The following is an 18,489-nucleotide window of genomic DNA, read 5'->3' on the forward strand; positions in this document are numbered from 1 at the left end:
TGCTTCATCCCAAATAGCAGAATGCGACACGACCCCTAAGGTGCCTGTCTAGTCAATGCCGCTGAGATTTGATATTCACCGGGCTGAAGATTGCTCAAGTCAGCCGACTTGCCAGATTGTTGATTAATCATTAAAGTGTTCGCTCGAAACGCTGGTATTACAACGTCTGCGCTCGTGTTTTTCGGGATAGATACATTCATAGTGAACTGCTGCAGATTCAACTGCCAACTGACTTTAATTCTGCCAGCTGGCGTATCGTAAAATCCTTCAGCACTATCTAACTGACCTAACACTTGAGGTTTAATTTCAACCTGCTTGAACCCAGCAACTTTGGCTCGAATACCTAAAATCCCTTGATAAAACCATTGAGCAATGCTGCCATATGCATAGTGGTTTAATGAGTTCATCCCTTCTGGGTTAAAACCATCTTTGATTGAGTAAGAATTCCACCTTTCCCAAGTTGTAGTCGCTCCATTGTTAATGGAATAAAACCAAGAAGGATAAGTTTCTTTAAATATCAAATCGTAAACAATGTCGCTACGGCCTGCTTCTTGTAATACTTGTGCTAATAATGGTGTACCTAAAAACCCAGTACGCAAATGACCGTCAGCTTGTTCGATTAATTCAATTAGTTTGTGTTGCGCGATTGCAACTTGCTCACCTGTAAACAAGTCAAACGCCAACCCCAATAAATAAGTGGTCTGTGTCGATTGGCCCTGTTTAACATTCAACTTCTCGTCAAAAAAGTGATGGACAAACGCATGCTTGATGCGCTCAAACAATGCCAGATAACGTGTCGCATCTGCACTTTTATCAAGCACACTGGCCGTTTGTGCGGTTAAATAAACCGAGCGCGCAAAGTAAGCAGTCGAAATTAAGTCAAAACGAGTGTCACCACGATTCGGGTTTTTCGCAGCAGGATCTGGATAAGGCTGCAACCAATCGCCAAAGGTTTTCATTGAAGATATCAATTCATCGCTTTGGCTTTTGTGATAGTCTAACCAACGCGTCATCATTGTATAGTTGTCGGCTAAAATACTGGTATCACCCGTCATTTGATAAAGCTCCCATGGAATTATGGTCGCTGCATCACCCCAACCCGATGAAGGCCAATTTATCCATTCAACAAACGGAATATAAAGCGGCACACCACCATCTTCAAATTGCTCTTCGCGCACACTCTGTAGCCATGCCGCCCAGAATGCGTAAACATCAGCCATATACATTGAAGGAGTTGTGAATACTTGAGCATCGCCAGTCCAGCCTAAACGCTCGTCACGTTGCGGACAGTCTAATGGAATATCATAAAAATTACTTTTTAAGCCCCAGCGAATATTTTGAGCAAGTTTATTTAACTTGGCATGAGACGTTACAAAGTTTTGCTCGACCTCTACATCAGAATGTTGAACAACTGCGGTTACCCATGATTTGCTCGGTGCTGCATTGGGATCAAACCCCGAAATTTCAACGTATCGATAACCATGGTAAGTAAACCTTGGTTGATATTCAGCAATCCCATCCGCAGCAGGAATAAAAATATCGGTCGATTTAGCGCTGCGATAATTCTCTGTGTAAAATTCGCCTTTATGTAGGGCTTCGGCAAACCTTATGGTTATGGCTTGGTTTGCCAACGCCGGCACGTTAATTTTGGGTACGCCCACCATATTCTGACCAAAATCAAATATTACGGCTTTATTGTTGTTGGTAATAATCGAAACAGGCTCTAAACTTGCAACGTTTCGAATGGGGGCATGGCGTTTAGGTGCCAATTGAACTTTAAAATCGAGTTGATTTGCCGCAGCAGTTTGCCAAGCACTATCGTCAAACTGCACTTGAGCCCAGGACGACATTTGCTTGTTTTGGTCATAAAGTTCGCCATCGTAAATACTTGAAAACCGAATGGGCCCTTGTTGGGTTACACGCCAACTGTTATCTGTTGTAATGACCTGCCGCAGACCATTTTCATCAATAATTTCCAATTGAGCTAAAAACTCAGGTGTGACTTTATGCTCTTTGTCAGTAAATTTAAACACTCGGCCTGCATACCAGCCACCAGCTAGGTTTGCAGCCAATACGTTTTCACCTTGCGAAAGCAAGTCAGTCACATCATAAGTGAGGGTTTCGATTCTTTTTGCATAAGGCGTCCAGCCGGGGGTCATAGCATCATCGGGCGCAACCATTTGACCGTTGATAAATGCTTTGAACAAACCTTTAGCGGTTACATATAGTCTAGCTTGCTGAATAGAATTTTCAGCAGAAAAACGCTTTCTAAAATATTGCGCTGTCGCGATCGTTTTTTGTGAGGGTTTATTAACTTGTAATGTATCAGGATGTGCAATCCATTCGGCCTGCCAATCTTGGTTAGACAACAAACCAAGTTCAACACGGTTTAACTCACTCCAGTTCGAGGCTTGCTTGTTCTCATCCCAAATACGAACGCGCCACAACAGTTGTTGGCGCGATACTAATGGTTGACCAGCATAGCGGATCCAAGCATTGTCAGCACTTGCAACTTTGCCTGAATCCCACAAGTTAGCCTTGAAAGACTCACCTTGCTCCACAGCTGAACCAACTTGGATTTGATAGGCGCTTTGCGTGTTTTGTACCGAGCTACTGGCAATTTTCCACGAGAACCTAGGCTTAGCTTCGTAATAGCCAATTGGATTAACAAAGCCTTCGCCAACTTTAAGTTCTACCGGTGCATCATTATTGGAAAATTGCTCAAAACTAAATGAACAAGAGGCCAATAACCAGCAAAACCCTACAAGCATCACATACAGTTTGTATGTACGGCTTAAAACACGCAACCTATCCACAAATACACCTGTTTAATTACTTGGACCACTTGGCCATTTCACTTGCTGCCAGTAATACAGCGCCAACACCATATAACTGTGAGTCAGTTTTCTTAACAGGATCTGGGGATTTTCCAACATGCTGAACCCAATTTACTCGTCCATTAGGCTCAACAGCACGGACTAACGCATCCCAACCTTTTTCAACAACCTTTTTGGTGTTTGCATCCGTTAGTATGCCGTTGTTAACACCCCAAGCTAAACCAAAGGTAATGAAACCAGTACCACTTACTTCAGGGGTTTTTACTTTGTTCGGGTCTAATAACGAAGCAGGCCAATAACCTTCTTCCGTTTGTAAACCAACTAAACCAGCTGCATTTTTCTTGTATAGTTCAATGTAGCGATCTCGTGACGGATGATCTTTAGGTAGCGCTTCAATAATCAGAGGTAATGCTGCAAATACCCAACCATTACCACGGCCCCAGAAAACAGGTTGACCATTGTCACTCTTCATATCGAAGTATCGGCTATCACGGAAAAACATGCCGTACTTGTCCGAGAATAAATAATCCGCCGCAGCCCAGTACTCTTGGTCTGCGTATTCTAAATATTTAGGATCGCCTGTTATATTGCTCAACATAATCCAAGTACGCGGTGCCATATATAATGCGTCTGCCCAGCACCAACGAGTTTGACAGTTACCTTCAAGGTGAACCGTGCCATGTCCAGAAGCAGTTTCGTCACGCATTTCTAAACCGACGGTAGGTTTATTCTCTAGAATCCAATCAAACAATTTTTGCACTTCTGCGTAAGCTTTCTTCTCGCCCGTTTTTTCGGCTAACCAAATGTAGGTTTGACCTATCGTATGGTCATCCGCATGGTAAGGACGGTCTAACAATAATTCGTAATTCTCACCTTCAGCAATTTCTTTAACTTGTTTAAACAAAGCTTGGTCGTTTGATGTATCAATCCAACGGGTCAAACCAATAAAAAACGAAGCTTGAATCCAGAACTTAGGGTTTTCAGATTTCGCCTTATGTGACTCTGGAATATAGTATAAATTGTCTAATTGGCGCATTTGCCAGTTTGCAGCACGTGTAGCGACATCGTAAGCAACAGCATGAATTTGTTTTTCAGTTTGTTTTGCAGTTGCAATCGGAGCAACTGAATTGGTGTCATTTGATTGACTAGTAGCACCACAGCCCAATAAAGCGAGCGTAGCAGCAACTGGGATAAGTGATTTTTTTAAATTAAACTTCATAATACTTTACCTTCACATTCAACATATATCTGTGAGGCAGCATCTCCTTATACTGCGTCATCTAACTGGCAAATTACTTATATTCTTCGAATAAATCGAAAAACTCTTTTGCAGTACTTGGATATTTAGATGCCAAGTTTCTAGACTCAGATGGGTCTTTAACAATGTTGTACAACTCTAGTTCGGCATCAAAGCCGTAACGGACAGCTTTCCAGTCACCCTTACGAGCAGCTTGATAAGTATCACCAATGATGCCCGAGTTAGGATCACCTACTTGCTTAGCAAATTCCCAATATAAAACGCGCTCTTCCATTTCGATTGGCGAGTCATTTAATAATCCGCGAATAGATACACCATTTGTATGCACTCGTGGCACAATATTTAAATCAACATCAGCGATATCTGCAAATGTCGGTAGAACATCAGCAAAAATCCACGGTGTCTTATCAACACGGCCTTGTTTAATTTGAGCTGGCCATTGAACGATCATAGGTACGTGTATCCCACCGTCATATAAGTCACGTTTTTGACCTTTATACGGCGCTGAAGCTTTGAAAAATTCAGGTGAAGCTCCACCTTCGTCATGCGGGCCATTGTCAGACGTAAATACAATTAAAGTATTTTCTAATTTACCTTCTTTTTCCAACGTACGGAGTATTTTACCAACATAGTCGTCAAGTGCGCTCACCATACCGGCTAAAACAGCATTTGGCTTTTCAACTGGCTCTGGATAATAAGCGGCATATTTGTCTGCAGGCTTACCACCTTTCATCCCTGTATATTCTTTTTCAGCAAAGCGATACTGGTTGCTATACTCTTCTGGTACACCCAACTCAGCATGAGGCGATGTGTAAGTTAACATCATGAAAAATGGATTTTCACGAGGCGCTTCAATATATTTGATTGCTTCTTCAGTAAAGATTTTTTGTGCATAAACACCTTTGCGGCCACCTTCGTTTTCTTTTACACGAATTTTTTGACCATCGCGCCACAAAATTTGTGGATATTGTCTATGCCCTTCTAAAATTGAATACATACCAAACCAAGTGTCAAAACCCATAGCCAGTGGATCAGTTACACCCATTTGCTGGCCGATAGAATATTTACCGATTAACGTTGTATCGTAGTCAGCATATTTCAAAACGTGTGCAATTGTGATGTCTTTATGATTCAACTCAACCGTGTTTGAGTTGTTGGTCATATAACGTCCATCTCTTCCGGTAAACAGTGCAACGCGCGAAGGAGAGCAAACAGTGTTACCTGCATAAGCGTTGTCAAAACGAATACCGTTTTTAGCCATTTTGTCTAAATTTGGGGTTTTAATTGGTGTGTCACCATAGGCGCCAATTTGGTTAAACCCCAAATCATCCGTCAAAATAAATATAATATTTGGCTTCTCTGCTGTTGCTGCTTGTAAAACAGCTGGTGCAGCCAAAAGCACAGCCATACATAAGGCGAATAAACGGCCTTTGCCACGATACAATTTCATCCAATACCTCTTTGATTTAACTTAAATTGAAGCATCATTGCGAACAGACAAAGTGTTTACAAAATGCTCAACCCAACCAAACAATAACTAGCTTATGTTAACTAATATTACATTAATTCAACCAAATTTAAAGATAAAAATTGATTGCTAGTGATTTATTTTGACCATTAAATTAAAAAATATGTCTTTATGATTAAAGAACGCAAATTTCAAAAGAAGAAGTTTAGACTAAATTTGCCAAGCGACTAATAAAGGAAGGAAAAAAAGAAGCGTCCATGCCTCACACACACATAGTATGAAGGCTATCCAATCACCTTCATTCAGGGACTAAACTGTTCCAGAACCACTGAATCCCTGAAGACAGCTACAACATCAACAAACAAAAAGCAGGCTCGCTTGTTGATGACACGACAGAGTAGCAAGTCTGGCGAGGATAATACCATCAAAAACAATCACGTCAAGTCAAAATATGTCTATTTGCTTTTATTTTAGTCTAAATGGAAAACCTGTTTAAGCGGTTTGCTGACAGGAGAATTATCGTCATTCGTCTGCATAATCTCCGCCATAAAAGCCCACCATTTTTGTACTACAGGATTCGAGGGTAATGCGTCAACCTTTTGTTTTGATTCACAATATAAAACAGCAAACAATACACAGGTTTCTTCATCTAAAAAAATTGAGTAGTCGCTAATGCCAGCATCTTTGAGCACATTTGACAGTTCAGGCCAAATTTCATCATGGCGCTTTTTATATTCAGCCGCTTGGCCAGGATAAATTTTCATTGTAAACGCTAGTTTTTCCACATATCACCTCTAAAAACTTGAAAAGTCATACACAAAGCTCAGCCCTGCACACAATAATAATTAGATCAGCATAGTTCTTTTATGCTTTCACCAAACATTATAACAATCAACTTTAATCACACACAAAGTATTTATAATCACAAGCGTTCAACCTGCAATTTATACTTGTGTTTATACTCTTCAACCGTTTGCAAAACTTCATTGACGCTTTCTTCGAGTTCAGATCCCATCTTAGTTATCTCATGTGGAAATTCATCTTGCATTAGCGTCATGAGTGCATACCAAACAGGTTTGTATTTATCTTTTAAATTATACTCAGGCATTTCCATAGTGCGCGGAACACCGCCGGTTAATCCGCGTAATGTTTCAATGCGCTCTGGATTATTTTTAATTATGTGCGCAATTTTTTGTTGCTGTTGTTCATTACCTAAACACGCTAGAAAATCAAAACACTCTTGTTTAGTTAAACCCACTAGTTTGACTAATTTGAAAAATTCATAAAAAGGTTTGCCATAATCAAACTGTTGCTCAAGCATTTTGGTTGAGCCGCCGACAATTTTAAACGTGGCTGACGACAATAAAATTTCTAGTAACCGGCGCTGCTCTTTCTCTTTTAACTTACCGAGTAATTCATCAATATTATCTATTAACAACAATATCTTTTTATCTTGTTGGTTTATCGCGTTTTCTAGGTAACTGAAACTTTTATCGTCATAGTCAGCATCATCAAACAACTCTTCCCTATCATCCAAAATATGCGGAAATTCGCTTGGATATAAGCATTGTAAATAGTCGGCTATTTCTTCCCATAAACGGCTGAGTGAACGAATTTGATATTGTTCTTCAGTAAATTTTACTGGTAATAGGAACTTTGCAAGCTCTCCGTCAGCTTGCACCGATAATTGTATTTTACGCAACATGGTGGTTTTACCCTGCCCACGTTGACCAATAATAATAAAGTGCTGACTCGGTACGCTAAAATCAGTTTGCTGAATGTCTTCAAATATTTCATCAAAGTCGTGATTACGTACTACAAATTTGGCTAAAAACTCTTGCTCGTCGATTTGATCAGGGCTGTATTTAAATCTGGAATACTGATTAGTTAGCGACATTTTTATTCCACCACATTCTTAAAATTGGAGAGTTAAATTTATAAATTCTGCTGTCGTCGTTATTATTAATAGCCGTCATACACCAGCGATTGTATGTTCTCGAGCGCGTTGTTTTCATCTAACTTATGTTTACTCGCCATGTTGCTGATGTCGAGCGAGTTGATATAAGTGTCGTTAGAAATTGTGTTCAGCACTTCTTTCGCAAACAGGTATTCATCTTTCTCTAAACCTGTTTTCAGTTTGCTTTGCCAACTTTCAAAATGATTGCGGTTATCTAACGCATTATTGATTGCTTGGTCGACAACTCAGTATCTTGCCTTAATTCTCTATGTGCTTTTAACAGCGATAAAGCATTCTGTACGTCTTGATATTGAATGATGTTTTCAATGGTTTGGGCAAATTCGTCTATCATAATGATCAGTTTTTTATCCTGATCTAAGTCCTTTATAAGGCGTTTAAACGCGACTTTGTAATCGAGCACATCACCATCGCCAAACTCAACACCTTCTATGGATATAGAGGTTATTTTTATGCCACATATCTTCCAGTTCGAATTTGCGCTCCAAAAATCAGCTTTACGAACAACTTGACCAACGACATTTTTCATAACCCACCTAACTTGACAAATTATTATTTGTTAAGTTAGGTGACAAAATATTTTTTTGTCAAACCTTCTGACAAATTATTTTTTGTCTAATGGTTTAGTTGTGAATTCAGGCTCTAGCCCTTAGATAAGAAAAAGGCGTTGCTTGTAGCAACGCCTTTTGTGGTTTATACAGCTAAACTAAAGGTTAGAACTTAGCAGACAAACTTGCTGTTACCCTGCGGTCTGTCAAACTTTGTTCACACAACAAAGTGTTTTCATTGAAACACCATCGTGTTCTATCTTCCTGAGTTAGGTTAACCCCATCAATACCAAAGCTAAATGTGTCGTTAATCTTATAGTTAACGCTCATGTTCAGCTGACCACGAGCCCCAACGACAGGAGGGATGTTGAAACGCATTCTGCTCAATTCTTCTGTGAACGCATCACGCCATGTATATCGCATACGTACACTTAAGTCATGCTTATCATAAAATAATGTAAAGTTGTACGAGTGCTTAGACAATTTATGCGGCTGAACACGCGAAGTAACAGGATCATCTTCAGTCGTTTCAGTTGCACCAAACCAGTCATCTCGCCCTAACATAGTGTCGATAGCATTAGGTGAAATTTTGTCCGGGTTCTCAATACTGGTTGCGCGATAAAAGTCAGTTAACCCCTCACCAGCTTCTTGGTAAGTGTAGTTTGCGATAATACCGAAACCAGAAGCCCAGCCCAATGAACCTTCAAAATCAGATAAGTCATATTGAACGGCAAGCTCAGCACCAGACTGAGTTTGCGTGCCATTTGCGTTAAACTTACTACGCTTGGCTACACAGATACCGTCTTCACCTTGAACGCTAGAGAATACATTGAAGTTTTCCCAAGGTACAACAGGATTATAAATACCGCCGCCCTCACATGGTGCAGTCGTGTCACGTTCTATTTGTCCCGTTGACCCTATTGGTTCTTCAGGAGACTCTTCAATTGTTACGTGTAAATCTGTTCTCTCTTTATGGAATAAACCTACACTAACCAAAGCGGAAGGTGACAAATAGTATTCCCACGACAAGTCATATGACCATACTTGCTCTGGTTTCAAATCGGGATTACCTACATTCACAGGTGCTGAAGCGCTGCCACCAAACGAAGCAGATGTAGACAAGTCGTCAAAGTCAGGTCTACGTAAGTCTTTACCAATACCAAGTCTAACCAACATATCATCAGCGACTTCTGCGGTTAAATTAAAACGTGGTAACACGAAGTCATAACTTGATGTACCAACTCTAGGTTTTATAGCGCCATCACTTAATTCATTACCTAAAGAATTAATTTCTGTAGATACGTACCTAACCCCTAAATTACCCATAAATGGCATACTACCTAACTCAAAATCATAGTTACTTTGGATATAAAATGCCGTAGTTTCTTCTTCTATATCAAAAAACTGAGTATCTTCAGCTGCCATTGGTACCAATAATGCGTTGAACCCTTCAGCTTCGAGTTCATCTTTACTCATGGTGTTGTACTGACTTTCATCGAAATCTGGGTCAATGAGTTTATTGTTTGCGGTGATGGCAGAATTAATTACCTGCTTAGTGTAAGCTGGATTATTGAATGAAACTCCATTGTCTATTATTAAATAGTCTTTAACATATAGCTCACGCCCGTCAGCACCGTTGAAGTTGCTGGCTCCAGGAACAACGATTTCAGAGAATAAATTCGCTCTAGGACGATTCCAGTTACCAAAACTGTTTCGAGATGTTTCGCTTCTTGTCATGTTAGTGCTTTTGTTCCAACGCACACCAGCATGAATTTCAGTGAAAATAGGGTTCGTGTCTGCAATGTCGTATTTCAAGTCTAAACGCGCGGCTGTTTCTGCGCCTTCTCTATATCGAAACCCTTCATTTACAGAGCGTAATGCATAATTGGCAGGGTTCAACAATTGTTCAGTAGTTGGTGTTTCTGGCAACCCCTGAGCAATACCAAATTCAAAACGGTTGTTTGCAATTCTAAATTCAGCGGGCGTACCGTTATCATTACGTGTATCGGCAGAAACCTGCGGCCCCCTTGGGTTAACGAAGTCTAATTCAGAATTTAAAGAGGGGTTATTCGATTCTGAGTCGGAATATGAAACTTCGGCTGAAACAGTTAATAACTCTGCTCTGTACTCACTACCAAAGGCAAACACACGACTTTCTGTGACCCGAGCTGAACTGTTATTACCAACGCGTAAGTTAGGGTCTATAACCTCGCCATCATCAGATACACCTACGCCCAAAATACCGCTAGTAACAACCTCAACCTCCCCTAAATCAATTGGACCGTACGCACCGTCTAACGAACCCAAATCAATTTTTTCAAAGCCAGTATTGTTAGTGTTGTCAATTACTGGGTTTGCGCCAGTACCTGAAAAGTATGCTCTAGAGTTAGTATTTACACTTTCTTGATCGTTGATAGTAGCGTCAAGGTAGATTTTGAAATTATCTGTGGGTTTCAATTCAATAGAGGTTGTCAAATTTTTCGTTTCATAGTTTTTCGCGTTCAGAGGCTGATCTAAGAATTGTGTACGAAGAAATGGTTCAGATCGTGCACTTGCTCTGCCTGAATTTGGCATTACAACTCTGTCTCGGTCAAAACGAGGGTTTGCTGATGCAACGTCTTGCTCTGCGTAACTACCTGTAACAACAAGACCCAGCTTACCCAATCCAGTTTCCCAATTATCACCATAGGTTGCGGAGATTTTTGGAGTTGTTGAGTCAGCTAAGTCACTATTTTCCATTTGTACTTTAACTTGAGTCAAACGTTCTCTTAAGCTATTGCCCCGTAAAGTTTTTAAGTTGATTGTCCCCCCAACAGAGCCCTCAACTGTTTTGGCAGTAGGCGCTTTTGTAACCTCAACCGCAGCAATAAGAGCTGCAGGTAAATCTTCAAAGCTAATGCCTGTTCTGCCACTGCCCGAACTTACCGTTGATACGCCATTAATTTCAACTCGGTTCGCATCGGTACCACGAATTTGCACACTTGTACCAACACCATTTGTTCGGTCTATTTGTACGCCTGTAACATTCTCAAGTACTTCAGCTAAGTTGTTATCAGGTAACTTACCTATATCTTCAGCTTTGATAATTTCAGTGATATTTGTGGTATCACGTTTTTGATTGAGGGCACTGGCAAGGGCACTGCGAATACCCTGGACTTCAATAACTTCGGTAGATTCTTCGGCGCCCGTGCTTGATTGGGCCATAGCTAAACCAGTGTATCCATTTAATGCAGCAGTAATAGCAACCGCCACACTTGCTCTTTTGTTAAATATTTTATTCATAATGTTATTCCCATGTTTTAAATTGTGATCCAGCAGTTTGATCTAATCACAAAACAAATCACATTCAACCACCAAATAACAAAATTAGTCCAAAATGTTCATATACGCAACAAATTGTCAGGCAATTTTACCAATAAAATAAAAAACTAAATTATTTCAATACTTCAGCAGAGATTTTATAAAGTTAATATAGGGTTGTTGGGCGGGAATCAGTGTATTGATAATGCACCCAAAGCTCAGGTCGGTTTAAGGGTACACTATTAGGCAATAGGGGGTTCACTAGGCGAATAATGTTACGATCACCGGTTAAAAACTTCTTAATTAGCTGGCTGTGATGTTTTTCAAAAATTTTATCAAATTCACCTGTTTGAATAATTTGTTCAAAGCCACTGTTAAGTAGTCTGGCCAATTTATGGTTGTTTTTTTCCACATAAAAGTAAAAACACACTGGGTAAGTAATTAATACATGCGGATCTACAGCAATTGATAACTTATATTCTTGTTTGTATAACTCAGCCTCACGAGCTGCTTCTAGAATAGACATTGGAAAATAATCAAAGCGCTGTTTGTGCAGCATGCGGAACAAACCGATAAAATGTGCACCTTTTACCGGACTAATGCCATTATGCTCAAAAATTCGATTGTCAGTCCAAGTATGAAACATCCCTGGTTTAAAGGCTTTTAACTGTTCAAGCGTTTTGACTGCTTTTAAGGTATCCAATTGGTTTTCATGTACTAAGGCCACTCGCCAACCACTTAGTCCCTTCATTATCGGGTATTGAATGGCTTGGTATGCATCTAATCTTTCTTGAGTCGCATAGCCAATCATAATATCGATATCAGTTCGTGCGACTAATAATTCAAAGGCGCGCTGATGGGGTATAGAAAGTGGATAACTTTTTGCAGTATATTGGTCAGATTCTGCCGTATTTAAAATGGCTTGTAACAATTCTGTATGATAAGCATCTCTGTATACACCCAGACCGCGATAGACCACATCTTGCGCATAACAAACATTCAAGCTTGCTAGTAAAAGCATAATACTCGATTTAAGCCAACCAAACATATACTCGCTCGCTCCGAGTTCAATGATAAAAATTCTTTTAAATTATAGTTCACAAATTATATTTTGCCGCTTCAGAAATAAAACTCAGCAATCTGAACAACATTTTACTAATTTTTTTGTTACAACCACTCTATTTAATGAGTTACAGTATGTTATATTTGATTAATATTGACAAACTTTGATTGACAGAATTAATATGAAAAATCCACGTATCAAACGTTCACTCATCCCACTTGCTTCTCTTTTTGCGACAAGCATTTTATTGTTTGGCTGCGGAGGTACAGCAAATACTCTCAGCCAAGCCGAAAATACCAAGGTAAAAGTCGAATATTTTGCCAACAATGCACTTGGCAACTCACTAGCCGTGGTGCAACATCCAGCGGGAATTCACAAAAACGGCATTACTTATGTGTCTTATCAAGGGCCTTTAGAAGACCCATATGTGGCTTCCTACAATCACGATAGCGGTCAATGGCTTGGTCCATTTAAAGCAGGTATAAGTGAACTAGGTAAAGATGCAGAACAACCTAAAAAAATAGATAACCATGGAAAACCAACCATGATTATTGATGACTTGGGCTATATACATGTGTTTTTTGGTGGGCATGGCGGCGACAAACGTCATGGGAAAAACCCCTTAGGCAATATACATTATGGTGGTAATAAACACGCAGTGAGCAAACGTCCTTACGATATCACTGAGTGGGAAGAATTAGACAACATCACCCCGTTTGGTACTTATAACCAAGCAGTCAAAATGGACAATGGTGATATTTACCTGTTCTATCGCCACGGTGCACATCGCAGTGATTGGGTTTATCAAAAATCAACCGACCATGGACGAACTTTTGGTCCAGCCGTATCATTTTTAAAACATAAGAAACGCAAGGATATTGCAGCAGATGACAGCTGGTATGCTTGGGTAACAAAAGGCCATGGCGACGACATTATTATCTCGTACGACTACCACGTTTGCTGGAACCATAAAGCAAATAATGGTCGCGGCCATACTACCGAAAGACATAATGTTTATTATATGGTGTTTAATACCAAAACCGGTGAGTGGAAAAACGTTAATGGCAAAGCGTTACAGTTACCAGTAACAAAGGAAGCTGCGGATATACATACGCTCGTTGCCAGTACTGGCAAAGATTGGACTTTTAACGGCTCTGCACATTTAGATGAAAATGGTTATCCGCATATTGGCATCAATATCGGTAAAGATTTAGGCGCCAAAACAGGTGGGCCAAAACAAACCAGCTATTTTAAGTGGACAGGCAGTCAGTGGGTTGGCGGCAAGCCGGTCAATACACAAGCTCGGCTTGACAACACAGACACACGCGGTGATTTTATGATTAAATCGTCCAATGAAGTTAGTTTTATATTAGGGTACAAAGAACAAGAGCAAGCCATACTCAGCTACTTTAATAGCACGGATGGCGGTAATACTTTTGTAAAAGGACAAGAATTACTCCGCAAGCAAAAAGCAGGCTGGGCGCTCACCGCACTCATTGAAAATGCTCACCCTGATGCTCGCATGATAGTCGCTGAAAAACCACAGGGTTCGAGTTGGAATAAAGTATACCTGATAGGTGACAATGGGCCGATCATGCGCGACAAAAGCCAAGCTGACGTGTTAACCCTAAAAGATAAACAACGATTGGAAAACTATAAATAATCATAGGACACAACTTATATGCTTAAAAAATTGACCTTTACAAGCCTGTTTATATTGCTGGCAAGTTGCAGCCTAAATACGTCACAGAAAAAACCAAACGTATTGCTGAGTGAAAGTTTAACCCATTGGCATAATGTTTATGCCGATGGTGAAGCAAAAATCGTTGATAACGAAATACACCTAATTTCACATGGCAACTGGTTCTTTTTAACAAAAGAACAATATTCCGACTTTGTGTTAGAAGCCGAAATACTCATGCCTGATGTTGAAGAGTACTCAAACTCTGGTTTTATATTTAGAGCTCAGACTCGTCCGCACAAAAGTGGCAAAGGCTTAGAAGCATACGGATACCAAGCAGAAGTTGATCCAAGCGATCGAAAATGGAGCGGCGGTTTGTATGATCAGGGTCGAAGAAAGTGGTTACATCCAATTCACCCTGAACGCTCACATCCAGATAGTGATTTTAAACTAAACAAATCACCGACCTGGACGGATGAAAAAGCAAATGCATACAAGCACCTGCAATGGAACAAGTACCGCATCGAAGCAATCGGTACTGAAATCAAAATATTCGTCAACGGAGTTTTGACCACACATGTTATCGATTTAAAAGAGTCAAAAGGCCATATTGGTATACAACACCACGGTAGCAAGCTTTACAGTAAAAGTGGTGACCGTAGTGGCGCAATTAGATTTCGCAATATCCAGCTCACTTCTATTTAATTTGTAACAAATTGGCTGTTTATCGGGTAAAAAAGCCGACTAAACAGCCAATCACCCAACCAGCAAATTCAACCATAACAAATCACTTTAATCACACAATCGATCTTTCAGTTATTATAAACGTGTTTTATATGCTTTTATATTCCTAAAAATTGATCTAAATTGATTGCCAAAAGCATTTTTTGACCTAAAATCGCGATCGAAAACCAACAAACATTTTGCCAACAAAATGTTAACAACCACCCCTCTTTATTTCGAGGTCATAAAAATGATAAAAAAAGTAAACTTGTGCACATTCAAACTGAATCAAATTGCTGTTGCGTTCGGTACAGTTGGGTTGTTGTCAATTAGTAGTTCGGCTTTAGCGCAAACTGCACAAGAAGAAGACACGGAAGTAATCGCGGTTACTGGTGTTCGTAGTTCATTGGAAGCCGCATTGAATACCAAGCGTGAAGCAGTTTCAATTGTCGATGCGATTTCAGCATCAGATATCGACGCATTACCCGCATTGGACTTAGGTGAAGCACTACAAGCTTTGCCAGGTGTGCAATTAAACTCAGGTGACGAAGGCCGTCAATCAACCATTAGTTTGCGTGGTTTAGGCAGTGGTTTTGTTAAAACAACTGCTTTTGGTCAATCTTTTGCTGTACCTTCTGCAGCAGGCGGCCCTGATAAAGTGGGTGCAGCAAATCCATTTTCTTCATTCGAAGCTGGCGTGTTTGACGGTGTCACCGTTGTTAAATCTCCAACAGCTGACCTGCAAGAAGGTGGTATGGCAGGTATTGTTGATAAAAAATTACAACGTGCATTAGCCAAAAAAGATGGCACTGCAGGCTTTAGTATCGGAGCTATTTATGAAGAATTAGCTGATGCAGTCTCGCCAGAAATCAAATTATATGGTGTCAAACACCTAATTGAAGACAAACTAGCAGTTGCATTTAAATTTAGTGCTTCAGAGCAAGAATTTAGACGCGATACTTTTGACGTTATTGATTACGTAAATGTAGAAGATCAAATAATCGACATTACAAAAACAGTCGATGGTCAAAAAGTTAAAGTTCCAACACTATACACACGAGCAACTAACTTAGCAGAATATAAAACTAAGTGGGCAGATGTATTAGGTGACAATGCTGAAATTCGAGTACCACATAGAGGCCGTAACGTTACTCAATATAGCGACGGTAATCGTGCGTCTTTTTCAGGTAATATTGAGTTAAAAGCGACTGATAACTTAAAAGTTGGTGCACATATTTTAGCGTCACAACGCAAACTAGATAATGGTACGAAAGAAACCACTAACTATGAGCTTGGTTTACATAAATCTAACCCTGCAACCAGCGATTGGATTGACAGCCAAGTAACCTTAGATTTAGACACAGCACCATTTGCTTACACTTGTGTAACAGAAGACTGCGCTGGCGGACAAGCATTTGTGGTATCTAACATCGACTTTAGCAATGGCCGTTACCAAATTGAAAACCGTAAAACGACCTTTGTCGAAAAAACAGCTGGAGTGATTTTATATGCTGATTACACCAAAGACGACTGGGTAATTGACGGTAAATTAACGCACTCAGAAGCTTCTAACCAATTTGAAAATATTGGACTTAACTTCTCTCATGTGGGCAGTAACAACGCTAAATTTGCACCAACAGGCTTTAACGGTACGATAAATACCGGTAATGGTGACCTAGCTTCAATTGAAGTGTCAGGTGGTTTAGCCGTGCCTTATGTTTACGACAAACTTGAGTGGTCAGTACCAACAGCAAGTAGCTCGAACATTACTTCTCGTGATGAGTTAAACCAAGGGCGAACATTACAAGCTAATATTAATGGTCGTGTGCGTGATTTAGATAGCAAATATACAGCTGTTGAAGCAAACGCTAAACGTTTTATTGAACTAGGTTTAGGTGATGCATTACGTTTTGATGCAATTAAATTTGGTGCACGTTTTTCTCAAGAAACCATTAGCAACCTAGACCAGCTACAAGGTTTTGGTGGTATTGATACAGCTAATGTTGGCAGCGCATATTTATCCACAGAAAACGTATTATCTGCTCAGCAAGCACCATTTTTTAATGGCAAAATTCCTGGCTCTTTTGACCACACAAATGGGTGGGTGACAATTAACAATGAGCAAGCCATTGAAATTTTACAAACAAATATAGTAACAGATAGAAATGACCTTGTTTTACCAAACGGTGTTACAACTATTGACCCTAATTTACAAAGAAATCGTTCAGGTTTCTGGGATCGAATCAATAATACTGGTTTCGCCAGTCAAGCAAACCAGAATTTTGAAGTTGAGCAAGATGTTAGTGCGTTTTATGTGACAACTGATTTTTCAGGTGAATTACCACTTGATATAGCATACACAGGTAATTTAGGTGTGCGTTATGTCGAAACGGCTAATAAATTTGATGCGGTTAATATCGCGCAAGACTTTTTAAAGGACGAAAATGGTCAAGCAGTATTGGACGCAAAAGGTAATGAAATAGCAACTTATGCAGTTGAACCTTTTATCATTAAAGACGACTACAACGTTACTTTACCTATGGCGAATATATCGTTTGAATTATCTGATGATGTGATATTACGTGCTGCTTATTACGAGAGCATGGTTAGACCAAACTTAGTTGCGCAATTGCCTAGCCCTAAAGTAGGTCAATATACAAACAGAGTAGAGATTGACTTACCTTCAGCCACAGTTAGACCTTATGAAGCTGACAATTATGACTTGTCTTTAGAATGGTATAACCGTGAAGGTAGTGCTATATCAGTTGGTTTTTTCCAAAAAAACATTACCAACTTGTTTGAGAGTGACTTAAATCTTTATTGCCCAGAAAACAATTCAGACCCTATCGTTAGTCAATTTGCAGGGGAAATATACTTTGATGAAGCGAATGGAAAATGTAAGCAGGTCGCGTTTACCAATATCATAGACCCTACAACAGGCGAAGTAACTGATTCAGAACAAAGAGAAGTTAATATTGATAGACTTATTAACACCGACGGTGAGTTAAAAGTTGAAGGTTTTGAATTATCTATTCAACAAAAACTCGACTTTTTACCTTACCCTTGGAATGGTTTCGGTGGTGTATTTAACTTTACTAAACTTAGACAAAGTGGTGACGAAAATGAACTTCCGCGCGTTTCACCAAAATCATATAACTTAATTGGTTATTGGGAAAACGATGGTTTAAGTTTACGTTTGGCTTATAACTGGCGTGACGAGCAGAAATTAGCTGGCGCGAACTCTTTCTTGGGCACAGGTACTAGAACCCGCTCTGAAAGAAGCCGTTTAGACTTTTCAGGCTCGTACAAAGTTAGCAATAAATTCAGTGTTAACTTACAAGCGTTTAACTTAACAGATGAGGTAGGTACCGACTACTACGGATATGACGAGCGCGCGATACATAGCTTGCAATACGAAGGCCGTGTATTAAAAGCAGGTTTTAGTTTGAAATTCTAATTTCAGCCGACACTGTGATTTAGCAAAAGCCCAACTAGCTTGCGGATGAGATCCCCAATAGTTGGGCTTTTTTAGTTCAATAGGCTCAAATGCTTGTACCTAATTTTGCTAACACATGGTAATTAACGGTGAATCTCATATTTAGCCATTGCAGCGATATAGTTATTCTAAAACAGCCT

Annotated in this window: 11 protein-coding genes; 3 read left to right on the forward strand and 8 right to left on the reverse strand. The window is 39.9% G+C overall.

Annotated elements, in window-relative coordinates; genetic code table 11:
• Positions 1-35: 35 nt before the first annotated feature.
• The 8 genes from DS2_RS07660 to DS2_RS07695 form a co-directional block, all read right to left on the reverse strand.
• The gene (locus tag DS2_RS07660) at positions 36-2,816 is read right to left on the reverse strand and encodes an alpha-L-rhamnosidase (RefSeq protein WP_035014121.1); all 2,781 of its coding nucleotides are present in this window, start codon (positions 2,814-2,816) and stop codon (positions 36-38) included.
• A gap of 16 nt (positions 2,817-2,832) precedes the next feature.
• Entirely contained in the window at positions 2,833-4,056 is a 1,224-nt protein-coding gene (locus DS2_RS07665; RefSeq protein WP_035014122.1) for a glycoside hydrolase family 88/105 protein, read from the reverse strand.
• A 73-nt stretch (positions 4,057-4,129) separates the two neighbouring features.
• Positions 4,130-5,545, reverse strand: a complete 1,416-nt coding sequence (locus DS2_RS07670) for a sulfatase-like hydrolase/transferase (RefSeq protein WP_235188561.1) — start codon at positions 5,543-5,545, stop codon at positions 4,130-4,132.
• 488 nt (positions 5,546-6,033) lie between these two features.
• Positions 6,034-6,348 carry an L-rhamnose mutarotase gene (gene rhaM / locus DS2_RS07675; protein ID WP_035014123.1) on the reverse strand — a complete coding sequence of 105 codons (315 nt, stop codon included), beginning with the start codon at positions 6,346-6,348 and terminating at the stop codon, positions 6,034-6,036.
• 137 nt (positions 6,349-6,485) lie between these two features.
• Positions 6,486-7,460: an NACHT domain-containing protein gene (locus tag DS2_RS07680; RefSeq protein WP_035014125.1), complete on the reverse strand. Its 975-nt coding sequence runs from the start codon at positions 7,458-7,460 to the stop codon at positions 6,486-6,488.
• Positions 7,461-7,734: 274 nt separating this feature from the next.
• Entirely contained in the window at positions 7,735-8,067 is a 333-nt protein-coding gene (locus tag DS2_RS20815; RefSeq protein WP_035014127.1) for a hypothetical protein, read from the reverse strand.
• A 184-nt stretch (positions 8,068-8,251) separates the two neighbouring features.
• Positions 8,252-11,368, reverse strand: a complete 3,117-nt coding sequence (locus tag DS2_RS07690) for a TonB-dependent receptor (RefSeq protein ID WP_035014129.1) — start codon at positions 11,366-11,368, stop codon at positions 8,252-8,254.
• A 184-nt stretch (positions 11,369-11,552) separates the two neighbouring features.
• Positions 11,553-12,434: a hypothetical protein gene (locus DS2_RS07695; RefSeq protein WP_035014131.1), complete on the reverse strand. Its 882-nt coding sequence runs from the start codon at positions 12,432-12,434 to the stop codon at positions 11,553-11,555.
• Between the two features lie 196 nt (positions 12,435-12,630).
• On the opposite strand from DS2_RS07695, the gene DS2_RS07700 reads away from it, so the two are divergent.
• The 3 genes from DS2_RS07700 (at position 12,631) to DS2_RS07710 (ending at position 18,310) form a co-directional block, all read left to right on the forward strand.
• Complete coding sequence (locus tag DS2_RS07700) at positions 12,631-14,112, forward strand: BNR-4 repeat-containing protein (protein ID WP_051479720.1); 1,482 nt, start codon at positions 12,631-12,633, stop codon at positions 14,110-14,112.
• Positions 14,113-14,130: 18 nt separating this feature from the next.
• Positions 14,131-14,835: a 3-keto-disaccharide hydrolase gene (locus tag DS2_RS07705; protein ID WP_035014133.1), complete on the forward strand. Its 705-nt coding sequence runs from the start codon at positions 14,131-14,133 to the stop codon at positions 14,833-14,835.
• Positions 14,836-15,103: 268 nt separating this feature from the next.
• A complete protein-coding gene (locus DS2_RS07710) occupies positions 15,104-18,310 on the forward strand; it encodes a TonB-dependent receptor (RefSeq protein ID WP_051479721.1) in 3,207 nt (1,068 codons plus the stop codon).
• Positions 18,311-18,489: the final 179 nt, after the last annotated feature.

The sequence above is a fragment of the Catenovulum agarivorans DS-2 genome (assembly GCF_000568405.1).
Classification (GTDB): domain Bacteria; phylum Pseudomonadota; class Gammaproteobacteria; order Enterobacterales; family Alteromonadaceae; genus Catenovulum; species Catenovulum agarivorans_A.

What these genes read in the sequence shown, in the direction of transcription:
- DS2_RS07700 (WP_051479720.1), top strand. Translation starts at nt 12,631, where the DNA reads ATGAAAAATCCACGTATCAAACGTTCACTCATCCCACTTGCTTCTCTT.
- DS2_RS07705 (WP_035014133.1), top strand. Translation starts at nt 14,131, where the DNA reads ATGCTTAAAAAATTGACCTTTACAAGCCTGTTTATATTGCTGGCAAGT.
- DS2_RS07680 (WP_035014125.1), bottom strand. Translation starts at nt 7,460, where the DNA reads ATGTCGCTAACTAATCAGTATTCCAGATTTAAATACAGCCCTGATCAA.
- DS2_RS20815 (WP_035014127.1), bottom strand. Translation starts at nt 8,067, where the DNA reads ATGAAAAATGTCGTTGGTCAAGTTGTTCGTAAAGCTGATTTTTGGAGC.
- DS2_RS07690 (WP_035014129.1), bottom strand. Translation starts at nt 11,368, where the DNA reads ATGAATAAAATATTTAACAAAAGAGCAAGTGTGGCGGTTGCTATTACT.
- DS2_RS07670 (WP_235188561.1), bottom strand. Translation starts at nt 5,545, where the DNA reads ATGAAATTGTATCGTGGCAAAGGCCGTTTATTCGCCTTATGTATGGCT.
- DS2_RS07710 (WP_051479721.1), top strand. Translation starts at nt 15,104, where the DNA reads ATGATAAAAAAAGTAAACTTGTGCACATTCAAACTGAATCAAATTGCT.
- DS2_RS07695 (WP_035014131.1), bottom strand. Translation starts at nt 12,434, where the DNA reads ATGTTTGGTTGGCTTAAATCGAGTATTATGCTTTTACTAGCAAGCTTG.
- DS2_RS07665 (WP_035014122.1), bottom strand. Translation starts at nt 4,056, where the DNA reads ATGAAGTTTAATTTAAAAAAATCACTTATCCCAGTTGCTGCTACGCTC.